Source organism: Massilia sp. X63 (genome assembly GCF_041023745.1).
Classification (GTDB): Bacteria; Pseudomonadota; Gammaproteobacteria; order Burkholderiales; family Burkholderiaceae_D; genus Telluria.
Genome location: NZ_JBFTEF010000002.1, coordinates 20,490 through 36,145 on the forward strand (window position 1 = coordinate 20,490; position 15,656 = coordinate 36,145).

The 15,656-nt window shown below is 69.2% G+C and carries 12 protein-coding genes; 3 read left to right on the forward strand and 9 right to left on the reverse strand.

Going from position 1 to position 15,656, the window contains the following annotated elements; all coding sequences use genetic code 11:
- Positions 1–16 precede the first annotated feature (16 nt).
- From AB3347_RS04315 to AB3347_RS04335, 5 genes are read right to left on the reverse strand one after another with little or no spacing between them, the layout of a single operon-like run.
- Positions 17–679, reverse strand: a complete 663-nt coding sequence (locus AB3347_RS04315; protein WP_369090553.1) for an energy-coupling factor ABC transporter ATP-binding protein — start codon at positions 677–679, stop codon at positions 17–19.
- Positions 679–1,386 (reverse strand): ABC transporter permease, encoded by a 708-nt coding sequence (locus tag AB3347_RS04320; RefSeq protein ID WP_369090554.1) that lies wholly within the window; start codon positions 1,384–1,386, stop codon positions 679–681. The genes AB3347_RS04315 and AB3347_RS04320 overlap by 1 nt, the downstream gene beginning before the upstream one ends.
- The gene (locus tag AB3347_RS04325) at positions 1,386–2,258 is read right to left on the reverse strand and encodes a formate dehydrogenase accessory sulfurtransferase FdhD (protein ID WP_369090555.1); all 873 of its coding nucleotides are present in this window, start codon (positions 2,256–2,258) and stop codon (positions 1,386–1,388) included. Before AB3347_RS04325 ends, AB3347_RS04320 begins: the two co-directional genes overlap by 1 nt.
- On the reverse strand, positions 2,255–5,050 hold the full coding sequence (fdhF, locus tag AB3347_RS04330; RefSeq protein ID WP_369090556.1) for a formate dehydrogenase subunit alpha: 2,796 nt from the start codon (positions 5,048–5,050) through the stop codon (positions 2,255–2,257). Before fdhF ends, AB3347_RS04325 begins: the two co-directional genes overlap by 4 nt.
- Positions 5,047–6,762 (reverse strand): NAD(P)H-dependent oxidoreductase subunit E, encoded by a 1,716-nt coding sequence (locus AB3347_RS04335; RefSeq protein WP_369090557.1) that lies wholly within the window; start codon positions 6,760–6,762, stop codon positions 5,047–5,049. The genes fdhF and AB3347_RS04335 overlap by 4 nt, the downstream gene beginning before the upstream one ends.
- A gap of 108 nt (positions 6,763–6,870) precedes the next feature.
- Here AB3347_RS04335 and AB3347_RS04340 point away from each other — a divergent pair, with 108 nt between their 5' ends.
- Positions 6,871–8,337 (forward strand): class I adenylate-forming enzyme family protein, encoded by a 1,467-nt coding sequence (locus AB3347_RS04340; RefSeq protein WP_369090558.1) that lies wholly within the window; start codon positions 6,871–6,873, stop codon positions 8,335–8,337.
- 11 nt (positions 8,338–8,348) lie between these two features.
- Here the strand turns inward: AB3347_RS04340 and AB3347_RS04345 are convergent, their stop codons facing one another.
- On the reverse strand, positions 8,349–8,606 hold the full coding sequence (locus tag AB3347_RS04345) for a hypothetical protein (RefSeq protein WP_369090559.1): 258 nt from the start codon (positions 8,604–8,606) through the stop codon (positions 8,349–8,351).
- A gap of 215 nt (positions 8,607–8,821) precedes the next feature.
- Here AB3347_RS04345 and AB3347_RS04350 point away from each other — a divergent pair, with 215 nt between their 5' ends.
- Complete coding sequence (locus AB3347_RS04350) at positions 8,822–11,086, forward strand: family 1 glycosylhydrolase (RefSeq protein ID WP_369090560.1); 2,265 nt, start codon at positions 8,822–8,824, stop codon at positions 11,084–11,086.
- A 49-nt stretch (positions 11,087–11,135) separates the two neighbouring features.
- Here AB3347_RS04350 and msbA read toward each other — a convergent pair whose 3' ends face one another.
- Together msbA and AB3347_RS04360 are read right to left on the reverse strand one after the other, a co-directional pair.
- Entirely contained in the window at positions 11,136–12,866 is a 1,731-nt protein-coding gene (msbA, locus tag AB3347_RS04355; protein ID WP_369090561.1) for a lipid A export permease/ATP-binding protein MsbA, read from the reverse strand.
- Complete coding sequence (locus AB3347_RS04360) at positions 12,856–14,133, reverse strand: O-antigen ligase family protein (RefSeq protein WP_369090562.1); 1,278 nt, start codon at positions 14,131–14,133, stop codon at positions 12,856–12,858. Before AB3347_RS04360 ends, msbA begins: the two co-directional genes overlap by 11 nt.
- A 55-nt stretch (positions 14,134–14,188) precedes the next feature.
- Between AB3347_RS04360 and AB3347_RS04365 the strand changes: the two genes are divergently transcribed.
- The gene (locus AB3347_RS04365) at positions 14,189–15,052 is read left to right on the forward strand and encodes a glycosyltransferase family 2 protein (RefSeq protein WP_369090563.1); all 864 of its coding nucleotides are present in this window, start codon (positions 14,189–14,191) and stop codon (positions 15,050–15,052) included.
- 17 nt (positions 15,053–15,069) lie between these two features.
- On the opposite strand, the gene AB3347_RS04370 is transcribed toward AB3347_RS04365, so the two are convergent.
- Positions 15,070–15,642: a hypothetical protein gene (locus AB3347_RS04370; protein ID WP_369090564.1), complete on the reverse strand. Its 573-nt coding sequence runs from the start codon at positions 15,640–15,642 to the stop codon at positions 15,070–15,072.
- Positions 15,643–15,656: the final 14 nt, after the last annotated feature.

Here is a 15,656-nt window from a genome sequence, read left to right on the forward strand (position 1 = left end):
CAGCTGCCGCCACCGCTCAGCGGTACTCCAGGCGCCCGTCGCGCAGCTTCAGGCGGTGGATGCCGGGCAGCCCGATCAGGTCGCGGTCGTGGCAGGCCATCACCACGCTGCCGCCCTGCTCCAGCAAGGTCGGAATCAGGTCGATGACCTGCTCGCGCGCCGGCCCGTCGAGGTTGGCGGTGGGCTCGTCCAGCAGCAGCAGGCGCGGCCGCAGCACGCGGGCGCGCGCCAGCGCCACGCGCTGCTTCTCGCCGCCGGACAGGCGCGCGGGATCGCTGTCGCGCAGGTGGGCCACGCCGGCCCAGGCCATCGCCTCCTCGACCACCGGCGTCACCGTGCGCCGGCTCGCGCCGCGCGCCAGCAGGCCGTAGGCGATGTTGTGGAAGACGCTGGTCGAGAACATGATCGGGTGCTGGTGCACGAAGACGATGGCGCGGCGCAGCGCCTGCGGGTATGGGTGCAGCGGCATGCTGCGCCCGTCGAACTCCACCGTGCAGGCGTCGCAGCGTTCCAGGCCGGCCAGCATGCGCAGCAGGGTCGACTTGCCGGCGCCGTTGACGCCGGTGAGCACGTAGGCCGCGCCCGTCTCGATGGTCAAGGTGCCGATCTCGAACAGCGTGCGCTCGCCATGGCGCTTGCGCAGGCCGTGCAGGGTCAGCAAGGCATGTTGGCCCGGCATCAGCAGCGCCCTCCCGCCGTATGGGCCTCGCCCTGCAGCAGCACCAGCGCCCCGTTCATCAGCAGCGCCAGCGACACCAGCACGATGCCCAGCGCGATGCCCTGGGCGAACTCGCCCTTGCTGGTTTCCAGGGCAATGGCGGTGGTGATGGTGCGCGTCTGCCCTTCGATGTTCCCGCCCACCATCAGCGCGCAGCCGACCTCCGAGATCACCCGGCCGAAGCCGCTGATCACGGCCGCCATCACGCCGTAGCGCGCCTCGTGCAGCACGGTCAGCATCACGCGCCAGGTTGACGCGCCATGGGCGATCGCGGTCTCGGCATAGCGCGGGTCGGCTGCCTGCACCGCCGCCAGGGTAAAGGCGAGCAGCACCGGCATCCCGATCACCATCTGGCCGAGGATCACGCCTTCCTGGGTGAACAGCCATGCCAGGCCGCCCATCGGCCCGCGCCGCGACAGCAGCAGGTAGAGCAGCAGGCCGATCAGCACGGTCGGCAGCGACAACGCGGCCTGGGCCAGCCACACGGCCACGCGCCGGCCGGGAAAGCGGTGCATGGCGATCGCGTAGCCCAGCAGGACCGCCGGCGGCGCCGCCAGCAGCAGCCCGAGGATGCTGGTCTTGAGCGAGACCCAGACGATGCGCCACAAGGCCTCGTCGCCCGAGAACAGCAGCGCGAAGGCATGCGCGGTGGCGTCCAGCAAGGGCATCAGGCGGTGTGGAAAGGAGCGTTCAGGGGTTCCAGCAAACCGGGCTCGAACACCATCCGTTCGTGCCCGGCCAGCAGCAGGAAGTGCTTGCCCGAGCAGCGCGCCAGCAGCGACATGCCGACCTTTTCCGCCACCATGTGGCCCATCTGGGTGGTGCCGGAGCGCGACAGCAGGAAGGGAATGCCCATCTGGGCTCCCTTGATGACCATTTCGGACGTCAGGCGGCCGGTGGTGTAGAACACCTTGTCGCCGCCCTCCAGGCGATCGAGCCACATCAGGCCGGCGATGGCGTCCACCGCGTTGTGGCGGCCGACGTCCTCGACGAAGTACAGCAGCTCGCCCGTGTGCGAGAACAGGGCGCAGCCGTGCACCGAGCCGGCCTGCTTGTAGATCGACTGCTGGGTGCGGATGGTCTCGACGATGCGGTACACCACCGACTGCGGCAGGCGCGCATCGAGCGGCAGCGCGATCTGGTCCACTTCGTCCATCAGGCCGCCGAACACCGAACCCTGCCCGCAGCCGGTGGTGACCACCTTCCTGGCGGTGCGCTCTTCGATATCAAGGATGCCGTGGCGGGTGACGACCGCCACCGCATCGACCGACCAGTCGACCTGCACCGAGACGATGTCTTCGACGCTGCGCACCAAACGCTGGTTGCGCAGGTAGCCCAGCACCAAGGCCTCGGGCGCGCCGCCCAGGGTCATCAGGGTGACAATCTCGCGCTTGTCGACGTAGACGGTGAGCGGGCGCTCGGCCGGGATGTGGATGCGCGACGCGCGGCCGCGCTCGTCCATCGCCGTGACCTCGTGCGTGAGCTCGGCGTGCGCCTCGGACAGCAAGGGACGGTAAGGGGCTAAGTCAGGGCAATTCATGTTGCCAATTGTGCCACGTTCGACAAAATCAGGCCGCCACCGAAGGAGCCCTGCGCCGCGACGGTCCCGCCCGGCGTCACGCGCACCGCACAGTACTTGAATTCCGGGATCTTGCCGAACGGATCGAGCGCCGGATTGGTCAGCCGGTTGATCGCCGCCTCGTAGTAACAGAAGGGCACGAACACCGCCCCCGGCGGCGAGCTGGCGTCGGCGCGGGCGTACAGGACCACCTCGCCGCGGCGCGAAGCGATGGTGATGGTCTCGCCCGGCCGCACGTTCAGGCGCGCCAGGTCCTGCGGGTGCACCAGCGCCACCGGGTCGGGCTCGAGGGCGTCGAGCACGGCGGTGCGGCGGGTCATGCTGCCGGTGTGCCAGTGCTCGAGCTGGCGACCGGTGATGAGCACCATCGGGTAGTCGGCGTCGGGCCGCTCGTCGGCGGAGATCAGGCCGGCCGGCACGAAACGCGCCCGGCCGCCCTCGCGCGGGAAGCCGTCCTGGAACACCACCGCCTGGCCCGGGTCGCCTTCGATGCGGCAGGGATAGGTGACGGCGCCGTCCTGCTGCAGGCGCTCCCAGCTGATGCCGGCGATGCTCGGCATCAGGCGGCGCATCTCGTCGAAGACCTCGGCCGCGTCCGCATAGCGCCAGTCCAGGCCGATGCGGCGTGCGAGTTCCTGGATGATCCACAGATCCTGGCGCGCCTGGCCCGGCGGCGCGATCGCCTGCCGGCCCAGCTGCACCAGGCGGTCGGTGTTGGTGAAGCTGCCGGTCTTTTCCGGGAAGGCGCTGGCCGGCAGCACCACGTCGGCCAGGTAGGCGGTCTCGGTCAGGAAGATGTCCTGCACCACCAGGTGCGAAAGCAGCGCCAGGGAGGCGCGCGCATGGTTGGCGTCGGGGTCGGACATGGCCGGGTTCTCGCCCAGGATGTACATGCCTTTCACCTTGCCCTGCTTGGCCGCATCCATCACCTCGACCACGGTGAGGCCGGGCTGCGGGTCGAGCGTGGCGCCCCAGGCCGCTTCGAATGTCGCGCGCGCGGCCGCGTCGTCGACGCGCTGGTAGTCGGGCAGCATCATCGGGATCAGGCCGGCGTCCGACGCGCCCTGCACGTTGTTCTGGCCGCGCAGCGGATGCAGGCCGGTGCCGGGGCGGCCGATCTGGCCGGTCATCAGGGCCAGCGCGATCAGGCAGCGCGCATTGTCGGTGCCGTGCACGTGCTGCGACACGCCCATGCCCCACAGGATCATCGAGGCTTTCGAGGTCGCGTACAGGCGCGCCACGTAGCGGATGGTGTCGGCATCGATGCCGCAGACCGGGGCCATCGCCTCGGGGCTGAAACCGGCCAGGTTCTGCGCGAATTCGTCGAAGCCGACCGTGCGGCGCGCGATGAAGTCGCGGTCGACCAGGTCTTCGGCGACGATCACGTGCATCATCGCGTTCAGCAGGGCCACGTCGGTGTCAGGCTTGAACTGCAGGAAGCGATGCGCGTGGCGCGCCAGTTCCGGGCGGCGCGGATCGCACACGACCAGGCGCGTGCCGCGTTTCGCCGCGTTCTTCATCCAGGTGGCGGCCACCGGGTGGTTGACGGTGGGGTTGGCGCCGATCACCAGCACCACCTCGGCCTGGGTCACGTCCATCACCGGGTTCGACACCGCCCCCGAGCCAATCCCTTCCAGCAGCGCCGCCACCGAGGAGGCGTGGCACAGGCGGGTGCAGTGGTCGACGTTGTTGCTGCCGAAGCCGGTGCGCACCAGCTTCTGGAACAGATAGGCTTCCTCGTTGCTGCACTTGGCCGAGCCGAAGCCGGCCAGGGCGCGGCCGCCGTGCTGCTCGCGGATGCGCGCCAGCGTGCCGCCGGCCAGCGCCAGCGCTTCTTCCCAGCTGGCCTCGCGGAAGACCTCCCCCACGCGCGACGGGTCCATCGGCGCCTGCGGATCTTTCGCCACGCCCTCGCGCCGGATCAACGGGGTGGTGAGGCGCTGCGGATGCTGGACGTAATCGAAGCCGAAGCGGCCCTTGACGCACAGGCGCTCGTGGTTGGCCGGGCCGTCGCGCCCCTCGACCGCCACGATGCGCTCGTCCTTGACCTGGTACGTCAGCTGGCAGCCGACGCCGCAATAGGGACAGACCGAATCGACCGTCTTGTCGGGCTGGACCAGGGCGCCGCGCGCGGGCGCCAGCGCGCCGGTCGGGCAGGCCTGCACGCACTCGCCGCAGGAGACGCAGGTGGAGGCGCCGAGCGGGTCGTCCTGGTCGAACACGATCTTCGCTTCCTGGGCCCGCCCGGCCAGGCCGATCACGTCGTTGACCTGCTCGTCGCGGCAGGCGCGCAGGCAGCGCGTGCACTGGATGCAGGCGTCCAGGTTGACGGCGATCGCCGGATGGCTCAGGTCGCGGGGCGGCTGCGCGCGGCGCGGAAAACGCGCCTCGCGCACCTGCATCTTCTGCGCCCACTGGGTGAGCTCGTTGTCGCGCACGTAGCCGGGGTCGCCGGCGTCCGACAGCAGCAGTTCCAGCACCAGCTTCCGGGACGCCACGGCGCGCGGGCTGGCCGTGTGCACCTTCATGCCGGCCGCCGGATGACGGCAGCACGAGGGCGCCAGCACCCGCTCGCCGTCGATCTCCACCATGCACGAGCGGCAGTTGCCGACGGCCTCCATGCCGGGCCGGTAGCACAGGCGCGGGATGTCGACGCCTTCGCGTGCGGCCACGTCGATCAGGGTTTCATGCGGCAGCGCCTCGACCTCGCGGCCGTCCAGTTCGAAGCGGATGGCGGGCAGGCTGGCGTTCATGCGCCCTCCAGTTCATGCGGAAAGTAGCGGATCACGCAGTCGAAGGGATTCGGCGCCGCCTGTCCCAGGCCGCAGATCGAGGCGTCGCGCATCACCTGCGACAGCTCGCCCAGCACCGCGGTATCCCAGCGCGGCTGTTCGATCAGGGCCAGGGCCTTGGCGGTGCCGCTGCGGCAGGGCGTGCACTGGCCGCAGGACTCGTGGCGGAAGAAGGCCAGCAGCTTGCGGGCCGCGGCCACCGCGCTGTCGTGCTGCGACAGCACGATCACGGCCGCCGAGCCGATGAAGCAACCGTAGGGCTGCAAGGTGTCGAAGTCGAGCGGAATCGCGTTCATCGAGGCCGGCAGGATGCCGCCCGAGGCGCCGCCCGGCAGGTAGGCGTAGAGCGTGTGCCCTTCCTGCATGCCGCCGCAATACTCGTCGATCAGTTCCTGCACCGTGATACCGGCGGGCGCCAGCTTGACGCCCGGTTCGCGCACGCGCCCCGAGACCGAGAACGAATGCAGCCCCTGGCGCCCATTGCGGCCCTGGCCGGCGAACCAGGCGGGGCCGTTCTCGAGGATGGCGCGCACCCAGTACAGGGTCTCGAAGTTGTGCACCAGCGTCGGCCGCCCGAACAGGCCCTGCTGCGCCACATAGGGCGGACGCAGGCGCGGCATGCCGCGCTTGCCTTCGATCGATTCGATCATGGCCGACTCTTCGCCGCAGATGTAGGCGCCGGCGCCGCGGCGCAGGAACACCTGGGGCAGGCCCGCGACCGGGGGCGCCGCGAACAGGCGCTGCAATTCGAGGTCGAGGATGGCGCGGCAGCCGTGGTATTCGTCGCGCAGGTAGATATACACGGCCTCGGCGCCGGCGGCCCAGGCGGCGACCAGCATGCCCTCCAGGAAGCGGTGCGGATCGCGTTCCAGGTAATAGCGGTCCTTGAAGGTGCCCGGTTCGCCCTCGTCGAGGTTGACCGCCATCAGGCGCGGACCGGGCTGCGCGCGCACCAGTGTCCACTTGCGGCCGGCCGGAAAGCCTGCGCCGCCCAGGCCGCGCAGGCCGGCGTCCTCCATGGCGCGCACGACCTCGTCCAGCTGGCGCCGGCCCGCGATGCAATCGGCCAGCAGGCGGTAACCGCCCTGTTCGCGATAGGCGTCGTAATCGAGCCAGGGTTCGGGCGCGTGCCGGGTCTGGCCGGCCGCCACCTTGGCCAGCACCGCATCGAGCGTGGCATGCGGCACCGGATGCTGGCCGACCACGGCCGCGGGCGCCTGCTCGCAGCGGCCGATGCAGGGCGCCGGCAGCACCCGCACCTGCGTGCCCAGCAGCGCCGGCAGTTGTTCCAGGAGCCGGGCGGCCCCGGCCATCTCGCAGGACAGGCTGTCGCAGACGCGCACGGTCAGCGCGGGCGGCGCAGCCTCGCCGTCGCGCAGCACGTCGAAATGGTGGTAGAAGCTGGCGACCTCGTAGACCTCGGCCTGGGCCATGCCCAGTTCCTGCGCCAGCGCGGCCAGGTGGGCGGCCGGCAGCGCCTTGAGGCCGTCCTGCAGCAGGTGCAGGCATTCGATGAGCAGGTCGCGGCGGCGCGGCATGGCGCCCAGCAGCGCCTGCACCTCGCGCAACACCTGCGGGTCGACCTGGCGGCCCTTGGGCGCTTCGCGCTTGCGCTGGCGGCTGGCGCCCGCGCTGTCGCCAACGGGGGCGATCGGAATGATGGGGTGGTTCATGAACAGCCCTGTTCTCGTCTCCTGGTCCGGTCGTGCGCCGGTTGCAATCAGTATAAACCCACCGCAAGGCTTGCCGAAGCCTGTGCGGTGCAGGTATAAGCATGCCCCATGATCGATCCCGCTACCCTCCCCTCCCGCATCGCCGACATCGTCCGCATCCAGGCCGCACGCGCGCCACAGGCGCCTGCGCTGGCCGAAGGCGGCCGTATCTGGAGCTACGCCGAGCTCGAGCGCGAAACCGGGCGTTATGCCGCGCTGCTGCGCGACCTGGGCGTGCGCCCCGGCGACCGCGTCATGCTGGTGGCCGAGAACTGCATGGCCCAGGTGGCCCTGCTGTTCGCCATCGCCAGCCTCGACGCCTGGAGCGTGAACGTCAACGCGCGCCTGAGCGCGAGCGAACTGGCCGCCATCCGCGCCCACTGCAGCCCGCGCCGGGTGCTCTATACGGTGGCGGCGTCGCCGGATGCGCTGGCCCATGCCGGGGCCGACGCCGCCGAAGCCCGGGGCGAGCTGATGGCCGGGCCGCTCGACCCGGATGCCGTGCCGGAACCGGTGCGGCCGGACGGCGGCCAGGTGGCCGCCCTGGTCTACACCACCGGCACCACCGGCCAGCCCAAGGGCGTGATGCTGACCCATGCGAACCTGCTGTTCGTGGCCGCCACTTCCAGCCGCCTGCGCGGCCTGACGCCATCGGACCATGCCAGCGGCGTGCTGCCGGTCTCGCACGTGTACGGGCTCAGCTCGGTGATGCTCGGCACCCTGTACGCGGGCGCCTGCCTGCACCTGATGCCGCGCTTTTCCGCCGAAGCGCTGCTGGCGCAGATCCGCGCCGGGCTGCTCACCATCGTGCAGGGCGTCCCGGCGATGTACGCGCGCCTGCTGGCGCTGGCGGGACAGGAACCGGTGCCCTCGCGCCTGCGCTTCTGCTACGCCGGCGGCGCGCCGCTCGACCCCGTGCTCAAGCGTGCGGTCGAGCGCATGTTCGGCCTGCCCCTGCACAACGGCTACGGCCTGACCGAAAGCGGCCCGACCGTGTCCCAGACGCGCCTGGACGCCGCGCGCGAGGACAGCTCGGTGGGCCACCCGATTCCCGGCGTCGAGGTGCGCATCGTGGAGCCGGCGGGCGAACTGTGGGTGCGCGGTCCGAACGTGATGGCGGGCTACTACCGCGACCCGGCGCAAACCGCCGCCGCGCTGCGGCCCGGCGGCTGGCTCGCCACCGGCGACCTCGCCACGATCGGTGCCGACGGCGCGCTGTTCATTGCCGGCCGCCTGAAGGAACTCATCATCCGCTCGGGCTTCAAGGTCTACCCGCTCGAAGTGGAGACGGCGCTCAACAGCCACCCGGCGGTGCGCCAGTCGGCGGTGGTCGGGCGCGCCGCGGCCGATGGGGAAGAAGAAGTGCTCGCCTTCGTCGAGGCGGCCGGCGAGGTCGATGCGGCCGCGCTGCACGACTGGCTGCGCACCCGGCTGGCGCCCTACAAGCGGCCGGCGCGCATCGTGTTCATGGCGGCGCTGCCGGCCGCCCCCAGCGGCAAGATCTTGAAAAGCCGGCTGCAAACCGGCGTCGCCTGAGCCGGCCTGGCTCAGCGGCGCCGCTTCTTCCAGTCGTAGTCGGGCCCGGTCACGTCGACGCCCGGATGGCCGACCAGGTCCGGATGTTCGGACGACATCGTGATGAAGCGCACGCCCTCGCCCTCGCGCTGGCGCTTGCGCAGCGCTTCCATGTGCTGCATCGCCGCCACCATCTCCGCGGTCTCGAACAACTGCTGGTGCGGCGTGCACCTGTCGCCGTCGACCATCGTCCAGTACACCATGTACATCGTCACCTCCTGTGTAGGCATATTGTCGCCGCTCGCGGCGCCCAGGGGCGCACCGGTCGCGACCTTTCGACGCCCCTGGAAATGTTCAGTTAATAGAAATTAGCCTCAGAAACGCGCTAAATACTTACAAAACGTAGGACTTGTCCGAAAAAGCCTTTATATGTGGGCCAGTTCACACAACTCGTCGCATGCGGCCATTAGGCTTTAGGCTGTCTTCACAAACAGCGGGTCAGAACATGAACACACCGATGGTTTCCCAGCCGGACCATACCCCCGAGCTTGCGCTCTGGGGTGGACTCGAATGCACGGTCAACCGTGTGCGCGACAACTACTTCAGCCAGATGGACCGCAACGGCCACGCTGAACGCCTGCAGGACATCGAACGCTTCGCCTCCCTTGGCATCAAGGCGATCCGCTATCCGGTGCTGTGGGAGCGCACGGCCCCCGACGGCATCGAGTCCGCCGACTGGTCGTGGCCCGACGAGCGCCTGCCGGCGCTGCAGCAACTGGGGGTCGAGCCGATCGTCGGCCTGATCCACCACGGCAGCGGCCCGCGCCATACGAGCCTGATCGATCCCGCCTTCCCCGAACAACTTGCCGAGTACGCCGGCGCGGTCGCCCAGCGCTATCCCTGGGTCGCGTACTACACGCCCGTCAACGAACCCCTGACCACGGCCCGCTTCTCCGGCCTGAACGGGGTATGGTACCCGCACGGCAGCGACGAGGCCACCTTCATCCGCGCCCTGCTCAACCAGTGCAAGGCCGTGGTGCTGTCGATGCGCGCGATCCGCGCCGTCAACCCGGACGCCAAGCTGGTCCAGACCGACGACCTGTCGAAGACCTATGGCACGCCGGAGATGGAAGAGATCACCTCCCACTTCAACGAACGCCGCTGGCTGGCCTGGGACCTGCTGTGCGGCATGGTGGACCAGCAGCACGCGCTGTGGAACTACCTGCTCGAGTCCGACGCCTCGGAAGAAGAGCTGCTCTGGTTCCGCGACAATCCTTGTGCGCCGGACGTGATCGGGGTGAACTACTACGCCACCAGCGAGCGCTGGCTCGACCATCGCCCGGAACGCTATCCGGAGAACCGCCGCCACGTCTACCGCGGCGTGCCGCACGCCGACATCGAGACGCCGCGCGCGCTGGCCACGCCGACGCCGGGCATCGCCCCGCTGTTGATGGAAACCTGGGAGCGCTACCGCCTGCCGATCGCCATCACCGAGGCCCACATCGACGCCAACCGCGAAGACCAGCTGCGCTGGCTGGTCGAGATCTGGAATGCCGCCCGCAAGGCGCGCCAGCAGGGCGCCGACGTGCGCGCCGTGACGGTCTGGGCCCTGCTCGGCTCCTACGACTGGAACTGCCTGGTCACCGAATGCCGCGGCTACTACGAGCCGGGGCCGTTCGACGTGCGCGGCGGCGAACCGCGCCAGACCGCGGTGGCCACCCTGATGCGCGAACTGGCCACCGGACGTCCGCTGTCGAGCCCGGTGCTGCAGGGCGAAGGCTGGTGGCGCCGCCCGGGGCGCTTCTTCTGCAAGCCGGTGGCGACCCGCACCGCGGTGGCCGACATCGCGATCCGCAGCCAGTTCAAGTCGAACGTGGTGCAGCCGATCCTGATCACCGGCGCCACCGGCACCCTCGGCTCGGCCTATGCCCGCATCTGCGAGAAGCGCAACCTGGCCTACCACGTACTGACGCGCCAGGAAATGGACATCACCGATCCGCAATCGGTGGAGACGGCGATCCAGCGCTACAAGCCCTGGGCCATCATCAATGCGGGCGGCTACGTGCGCGTGGACGAGGCCGAAGGCGATGCGCCGCGCTGCATGCGCGAGAACTCCCTGGGCCCGACCGTGCTGGCGCTGGCCTGCATCCGCCACCAGCTGCGCTTCATGACCTTCTCGACCGACCTCGTATTCGACGGCACCAAGGGCGCGCCCTATGTCGAGTCCGACGCCGTCAACCCGCTCGGCGCGTACGGCCGCAGCAAGGCGGAAGCCGAGCAGCGCGTGCTGGACGCCGACCCGCAGGCCCTGGTGATCCGCACCAGCGCCTTCTTCGGTCCGTGGGACCGGCACAACTTCGTCACGCAGGCGCTCAACGCGCTGGAAGCCGGCCTGCCCTTCCAGGCGGCGGGCGACCTGGTGGTCTCGCCGACCTACGTGCCGGACCTGGTCAACGTCTCGCTCGACCTCCTGATCGACCGCGAGCGCGGCGTGTGGCACCTGACCAATGCCGAAGCCCTGAGCTGGGCCGACCTGGCCCGGCGCGCCTGCGACGCCGCCGGCGTCGATGCGGCCGGCCTGGAAGTGGTGTCGGGCGAGAGCTGCGGCCACGTGGCGCGCCGGCCGGAATTCAGCGCGCTGTCGAGCGAACGCGCCCTGATGCTGCCGTCGCTGGACGATGCGCTGCGCCGCTACCTGGAAGCGGTGCAGGACCGCGCGCACGGGCGCGATGCGGAGGCGCCGGGGGAAGCGGCGCATTACGCGAGCTAGGCGCTTTTGCAGGGTGGCCGGCAGAGCCGGCCACCCTGCGGTCTACGATTTACGATTGCTCATCCGCCGCCACGAACTGCAGCCGGTACAGATTCGCATACATCCCGTTCGCATCGAGCAGCTCGGCATGCGTGCCCTGCTCGACGATGCGGCCGTGTTCCATCACCACGATACGGTCGGCCCGCTCGATGGTCGACAGGCGGTGCGCGATCACGATGGTGGTGCGGCCCGACATCAGGGTGTCCAGCGCCGCCTGCACGGCGCGCTCGGACTCGTTATCGAGCGCCGAGGTGGCTTCGTCCAGGATCAGGATCGGCGCATCCTTGTAGATCGCGCGCGCGATCGCCACGCGCTGGCGCTGGCCGCCCGACAGGCGCATGCCGTTTTCGCCGATGCGCGTTTCCACGCCGTCTTCCAGCTTGGCCACCACGTCCGTCAGGTGCGCCGCCTTCACTGCGGCCGCCAGGCGCTCGTAGTCGATCTTCTCGACGCCATAGGCGATGTTGGCCGCCAGGGTGTCGTCGAACAGCACCACGTTCTGGCTCACCATCGCCAACTGGGCGCGCAGGCTGGCCAGCTGGATGTCCTGGTAAGGCACGCCGTCCAGCAGCAGGCGGCCCTGCTCCGGATCGTAGAAGCGCGTCACCAGGTTCACGAAGGTCGACTTGCCGCCGCCCGAGACGCCCACTAGCGCCACCGTCTGGCCTGGCTGCACCTCCAGGTTCACGTCCTGCAAGGCCAGGTTGAGCGCGTTCGGATAGCGGAACGCAACGTTCTCGAAACGCAGGTGGCCGCGCGCCCGTTCGATCCGGCGGGTGCCGGTGTCGTGTTCGGCCGGCGCGTCGATCAGGCCGAACACCGTCTCGGCCGCGGCGATACCGCGCTGCATCGGGCCATTCACTTCGGCCAGCGACTTGAGCGGCGTCAGCAGCATCAGCATATAGGTGACGAACTGGGTGAATTCCCCCACGGTCATGTTGGCCTGGATCGCCAGCACCACCACCAGCGACAGCGCCATCGCGGTGGCGATCTGGGTCACCGGGGTGGTGGCGGCAAAGGCCACCGTCATGCGCTGCGAGAAGCCGCGCAGGGCTTCGCTGCGGGCGTGGAAGCGCGCGCGCTCGTAGCGTTCGCCCGAGAACACGCGGATCACCTGGTGGCCGCGCGTGGCTTCCTCCACCACCTGGGTCATCTCGGCCGTGACGCGCTGGTTCTCGCGGTTCAGGCGGCGCAGGCGCCCGGTGGTGGTGCGCACGATCACGGCAGTCAGCGGGATCACGATGATGGCCACCAGGGTGAGTTTCCAGTTCATGTACAGCAAGGCGCCGAGCAGGCCGATCACGACCAGGGTGTCGCGCACGCAGGCCACGAACACCGACTGCAGCATGTCGACCACCTGGCGCACGTCGGCCACCACGGTGTTGATGATCTTGCCGGTCGATTCGGCATGAAAGCGCGCGACCGGCAGCTGCAGCACGCGGTTGAACACCATCGCGCGCAGGTCGTTCAGCACGCGGCTGGTGACCCAGTTGTTCAGGTAGGCGGTGGAGAAGGTGCCGACGCCGCGCAGGACGAAGATCGAGACCAGCACGCCGGGGATCCACCACATGCTGAACGGCACCTTCTCCTTGAAGCCGAGGTCGAGCAGGAGCTTCAGCGCCCAGCCCAGCAGCGGCTGGGTAGCGGCGGTGAGCGCCATCGCGAGCAGCGCCAGCCAGGCCCGCGTCTGGTAGGGTTTGACGACTGCGAGCAGGCGTTTGACGATGACTTTATTTTCCACGCTGTGTTTCCATATCTGTTTTCGCGTTCAGGCAGAAGCCCATCAGGAGGGCCACCATGAGCACGTAGAACATGCTGCCCTTCAGGGACCAGAAGATGACCTCGGTCAGCCCGAAACTGAAGTAACTGAGCACCACCAGCATGCCGGCCAGGGCCGGGGCGAACTGCTGGGAAGCGCGCTTGCCGCCCGGGCCGGCGCTGCGCCCGACCGCGCGCGCGAAGAAGGCGAAGGGCGCCGCCAGGATCCCGAGGTAGGCCAGCAGGCCGAACACGCCGCCGCTGGCCTGCGCCTGCAGCAGGTCGTTGTGCAGGTGCTCGAAGGGCAGCACCACGTCCTGGATCCTGCCCTGCTCCGCCAGCTTGCGCAGCTCGGCGCGCACGGTCAGGGGGTCGAGCCCGAACACCGGGTTGTCCGCGATGATGTAGCGGGCGCCTTTCCACAGCTCGAGGCGGATGCCGACGTTCGACAGCGCGCTGCCGCCATCGAGCCAGGTCTGCACGTCGTGCACGCCCTGCCCCACCCGTTCCTGCACCCCGAAGGCCGGGATGAAGAAGGTCGAGGCGAACAGCGCGAAGCTGCCGATCAGGAGCAGGCGCACGCGCCGGCTGTGCAGCAGGCGCGCATAGGTCAGGAACAGGATCGCGGCCAGCACCAGCGCGATCCAGCCGCCGCGCGTGCCGCTCAGGACGGTCGCGCCCAGGCCGGCCAGCGCGCCGAGCGCCGGAAAGATCGCCTTGCGGGTGCTGTGGCGGTAATCGATGGCCGCCGCCAGCGCCACCAGCGCCAGGCACAGCGCGATGTCGCCGAAGGTGATCGGATTGAGCCAGCCGCCCGGCCGGTAGATATCGAGTACGATGCGCTGCCATGCGATGAAGGGCAGCGCGGCGAGGGCGCCCGCGATCACGCCCCACCACAGCGTGGCGCGCGGGGGCCGCGCGAGCACCACCAGCGCCAGGGCGCTCAGCCCGAACAGCATGCGCGAAGGCTTGTCGAGGTAGCCCCAGCTGGCTTCCGGCCGCAGCAGCACGGACAGCAGCGCCAGCACGCAGTAATAGACGAAGGCCGCGACCACCCAGCGGATCTCGCCCCAGTGCGGCGCCAGCGCGGCCCAGGCCTTGCGCGGCACGCACGCCAGGACGAGCACGAAGACCAGGCTGGAAAAGCCAATGCCGAACGGGGTGATGAGGCTGAGGAAAGGGAACAGGAAAACCAGGAAGCCGATTCCGCGCTGCATCGGCATCCCGATTTTCGTCTGATTATTGTTCATTCATGTTCTTGTGGGATATTCTTGCGGACCCTGGGCGTGATTTTTTTTGGACACCATGAAGCAAGCAACACAGCAGCAACCGAGCATCTCGGTCGTGATCACCACGTACAACCGTCCGGACGCACTCGAAGCGGTCGTGGAAGCCTGTTTCATGCAGGACGACAAGAATTTTGAAATCATTATCGCTGATGACGGCTCGACTGCCAACACGCGGGACACCATCGACTGCCTGCGCGCCCGCTCGCCGCTGCCGCTCAAGCACGTATGGCAGCCGGACGACGGTTTTCGCGCGGCGATGGCGCGCAACCGCGGCACCTTGGCGGCAACCGGCAACTATATCATCTTCCTGGACGGCGACTGCGTGCCGCAGCGCGACTTCATCGCGCGGCACCGCGCGCTGGCCAAGCCGGGCTTCCTGGTGTCGGGCAGCCGCATCCTGCTGAGCCAGGCGCTGACCGAACGCGTCCTGCGCGAGCATATCGACGTCGCCGCCCTGAGCCTACTCGAACGCCTGCGCTACCGCCTGCGCGGCGACATGAACAAAGTGCTGCAGACGATGCTGCGCTGGCCCGACCTCGGCCGCGAGCGGCGCACTTTCAGCTGGCGCCGCATCAAGAGCTGCAACCTGGCGGTGTGGCGCGAAGACCTGGACAAGGTCAACGGCTTCGACGAGAGTTTCGTGGGCTGGGGGCATGAGGATTCCGACCTGGTGGTGCGCCTGTTCCATGCCGGCGTGCTGCGCAAGGACGGGGCCATGGCCACCGAGGTGCTGCACCTGTGGCACCGCGAGGCCAGGCGCGACGAGGAGTCCAGCAACCGCAAGGTGGTGCTCCAGCGCGCGGCCGACAAGACCGTGCAGGCGACCCGCGGGCTGCGCGAGCACGCCGGCGAGGCGCCGTTCACGCCCCCCGCGTCCTGATCCCCCGCGGAGCGCCCTCAGGCGCCCGTGGAATGCAGCCTTCCTGCCGGGCTGGCGAGCGCGCCGCGGCGCATGCGCATTTCGGCGATCGTCAGCGCATAGGCCGCCACCACGACCGCGGCCGATGCGCTGACGGGATGGCCGGGAAACGCGAACCAGACAGCCACCAGGCCCAGGGTTCGCAGGATCGCATGGCGATAGCCGAGCGGATGGCCGATGATCCAGGAATAGACCATCCAGTGCAGCCCGAGCGCAATGCCCAGGCTGAGCGGGACGAATTGCGGCGCCCGCATCAACAATGGAATGTGCACTGCCCACAGCAGGTTGACCATCAACACGCAGACACCCATCAGCTTGGCCAGCGGATTGGCATTGTCGAGCAACTGTTCGCCGCGCAGCCTGGCAATTGCCATCGCCAAAGGAAAGATCGCGCCGGTCGCGAACACCAGCGCCAGGATGGCGGCCTTCGGTGGCAGGATGATACCGAGGACGCCGACGACGCACCAGACCAGCAGGCCGGCAATCGGCAAGGACATCGCGCCCTTGGAACGCTCGTCGAAATCCGCGCGAAGTTGAATCAGTGTCTGCATTGCCGGTGTCCCCT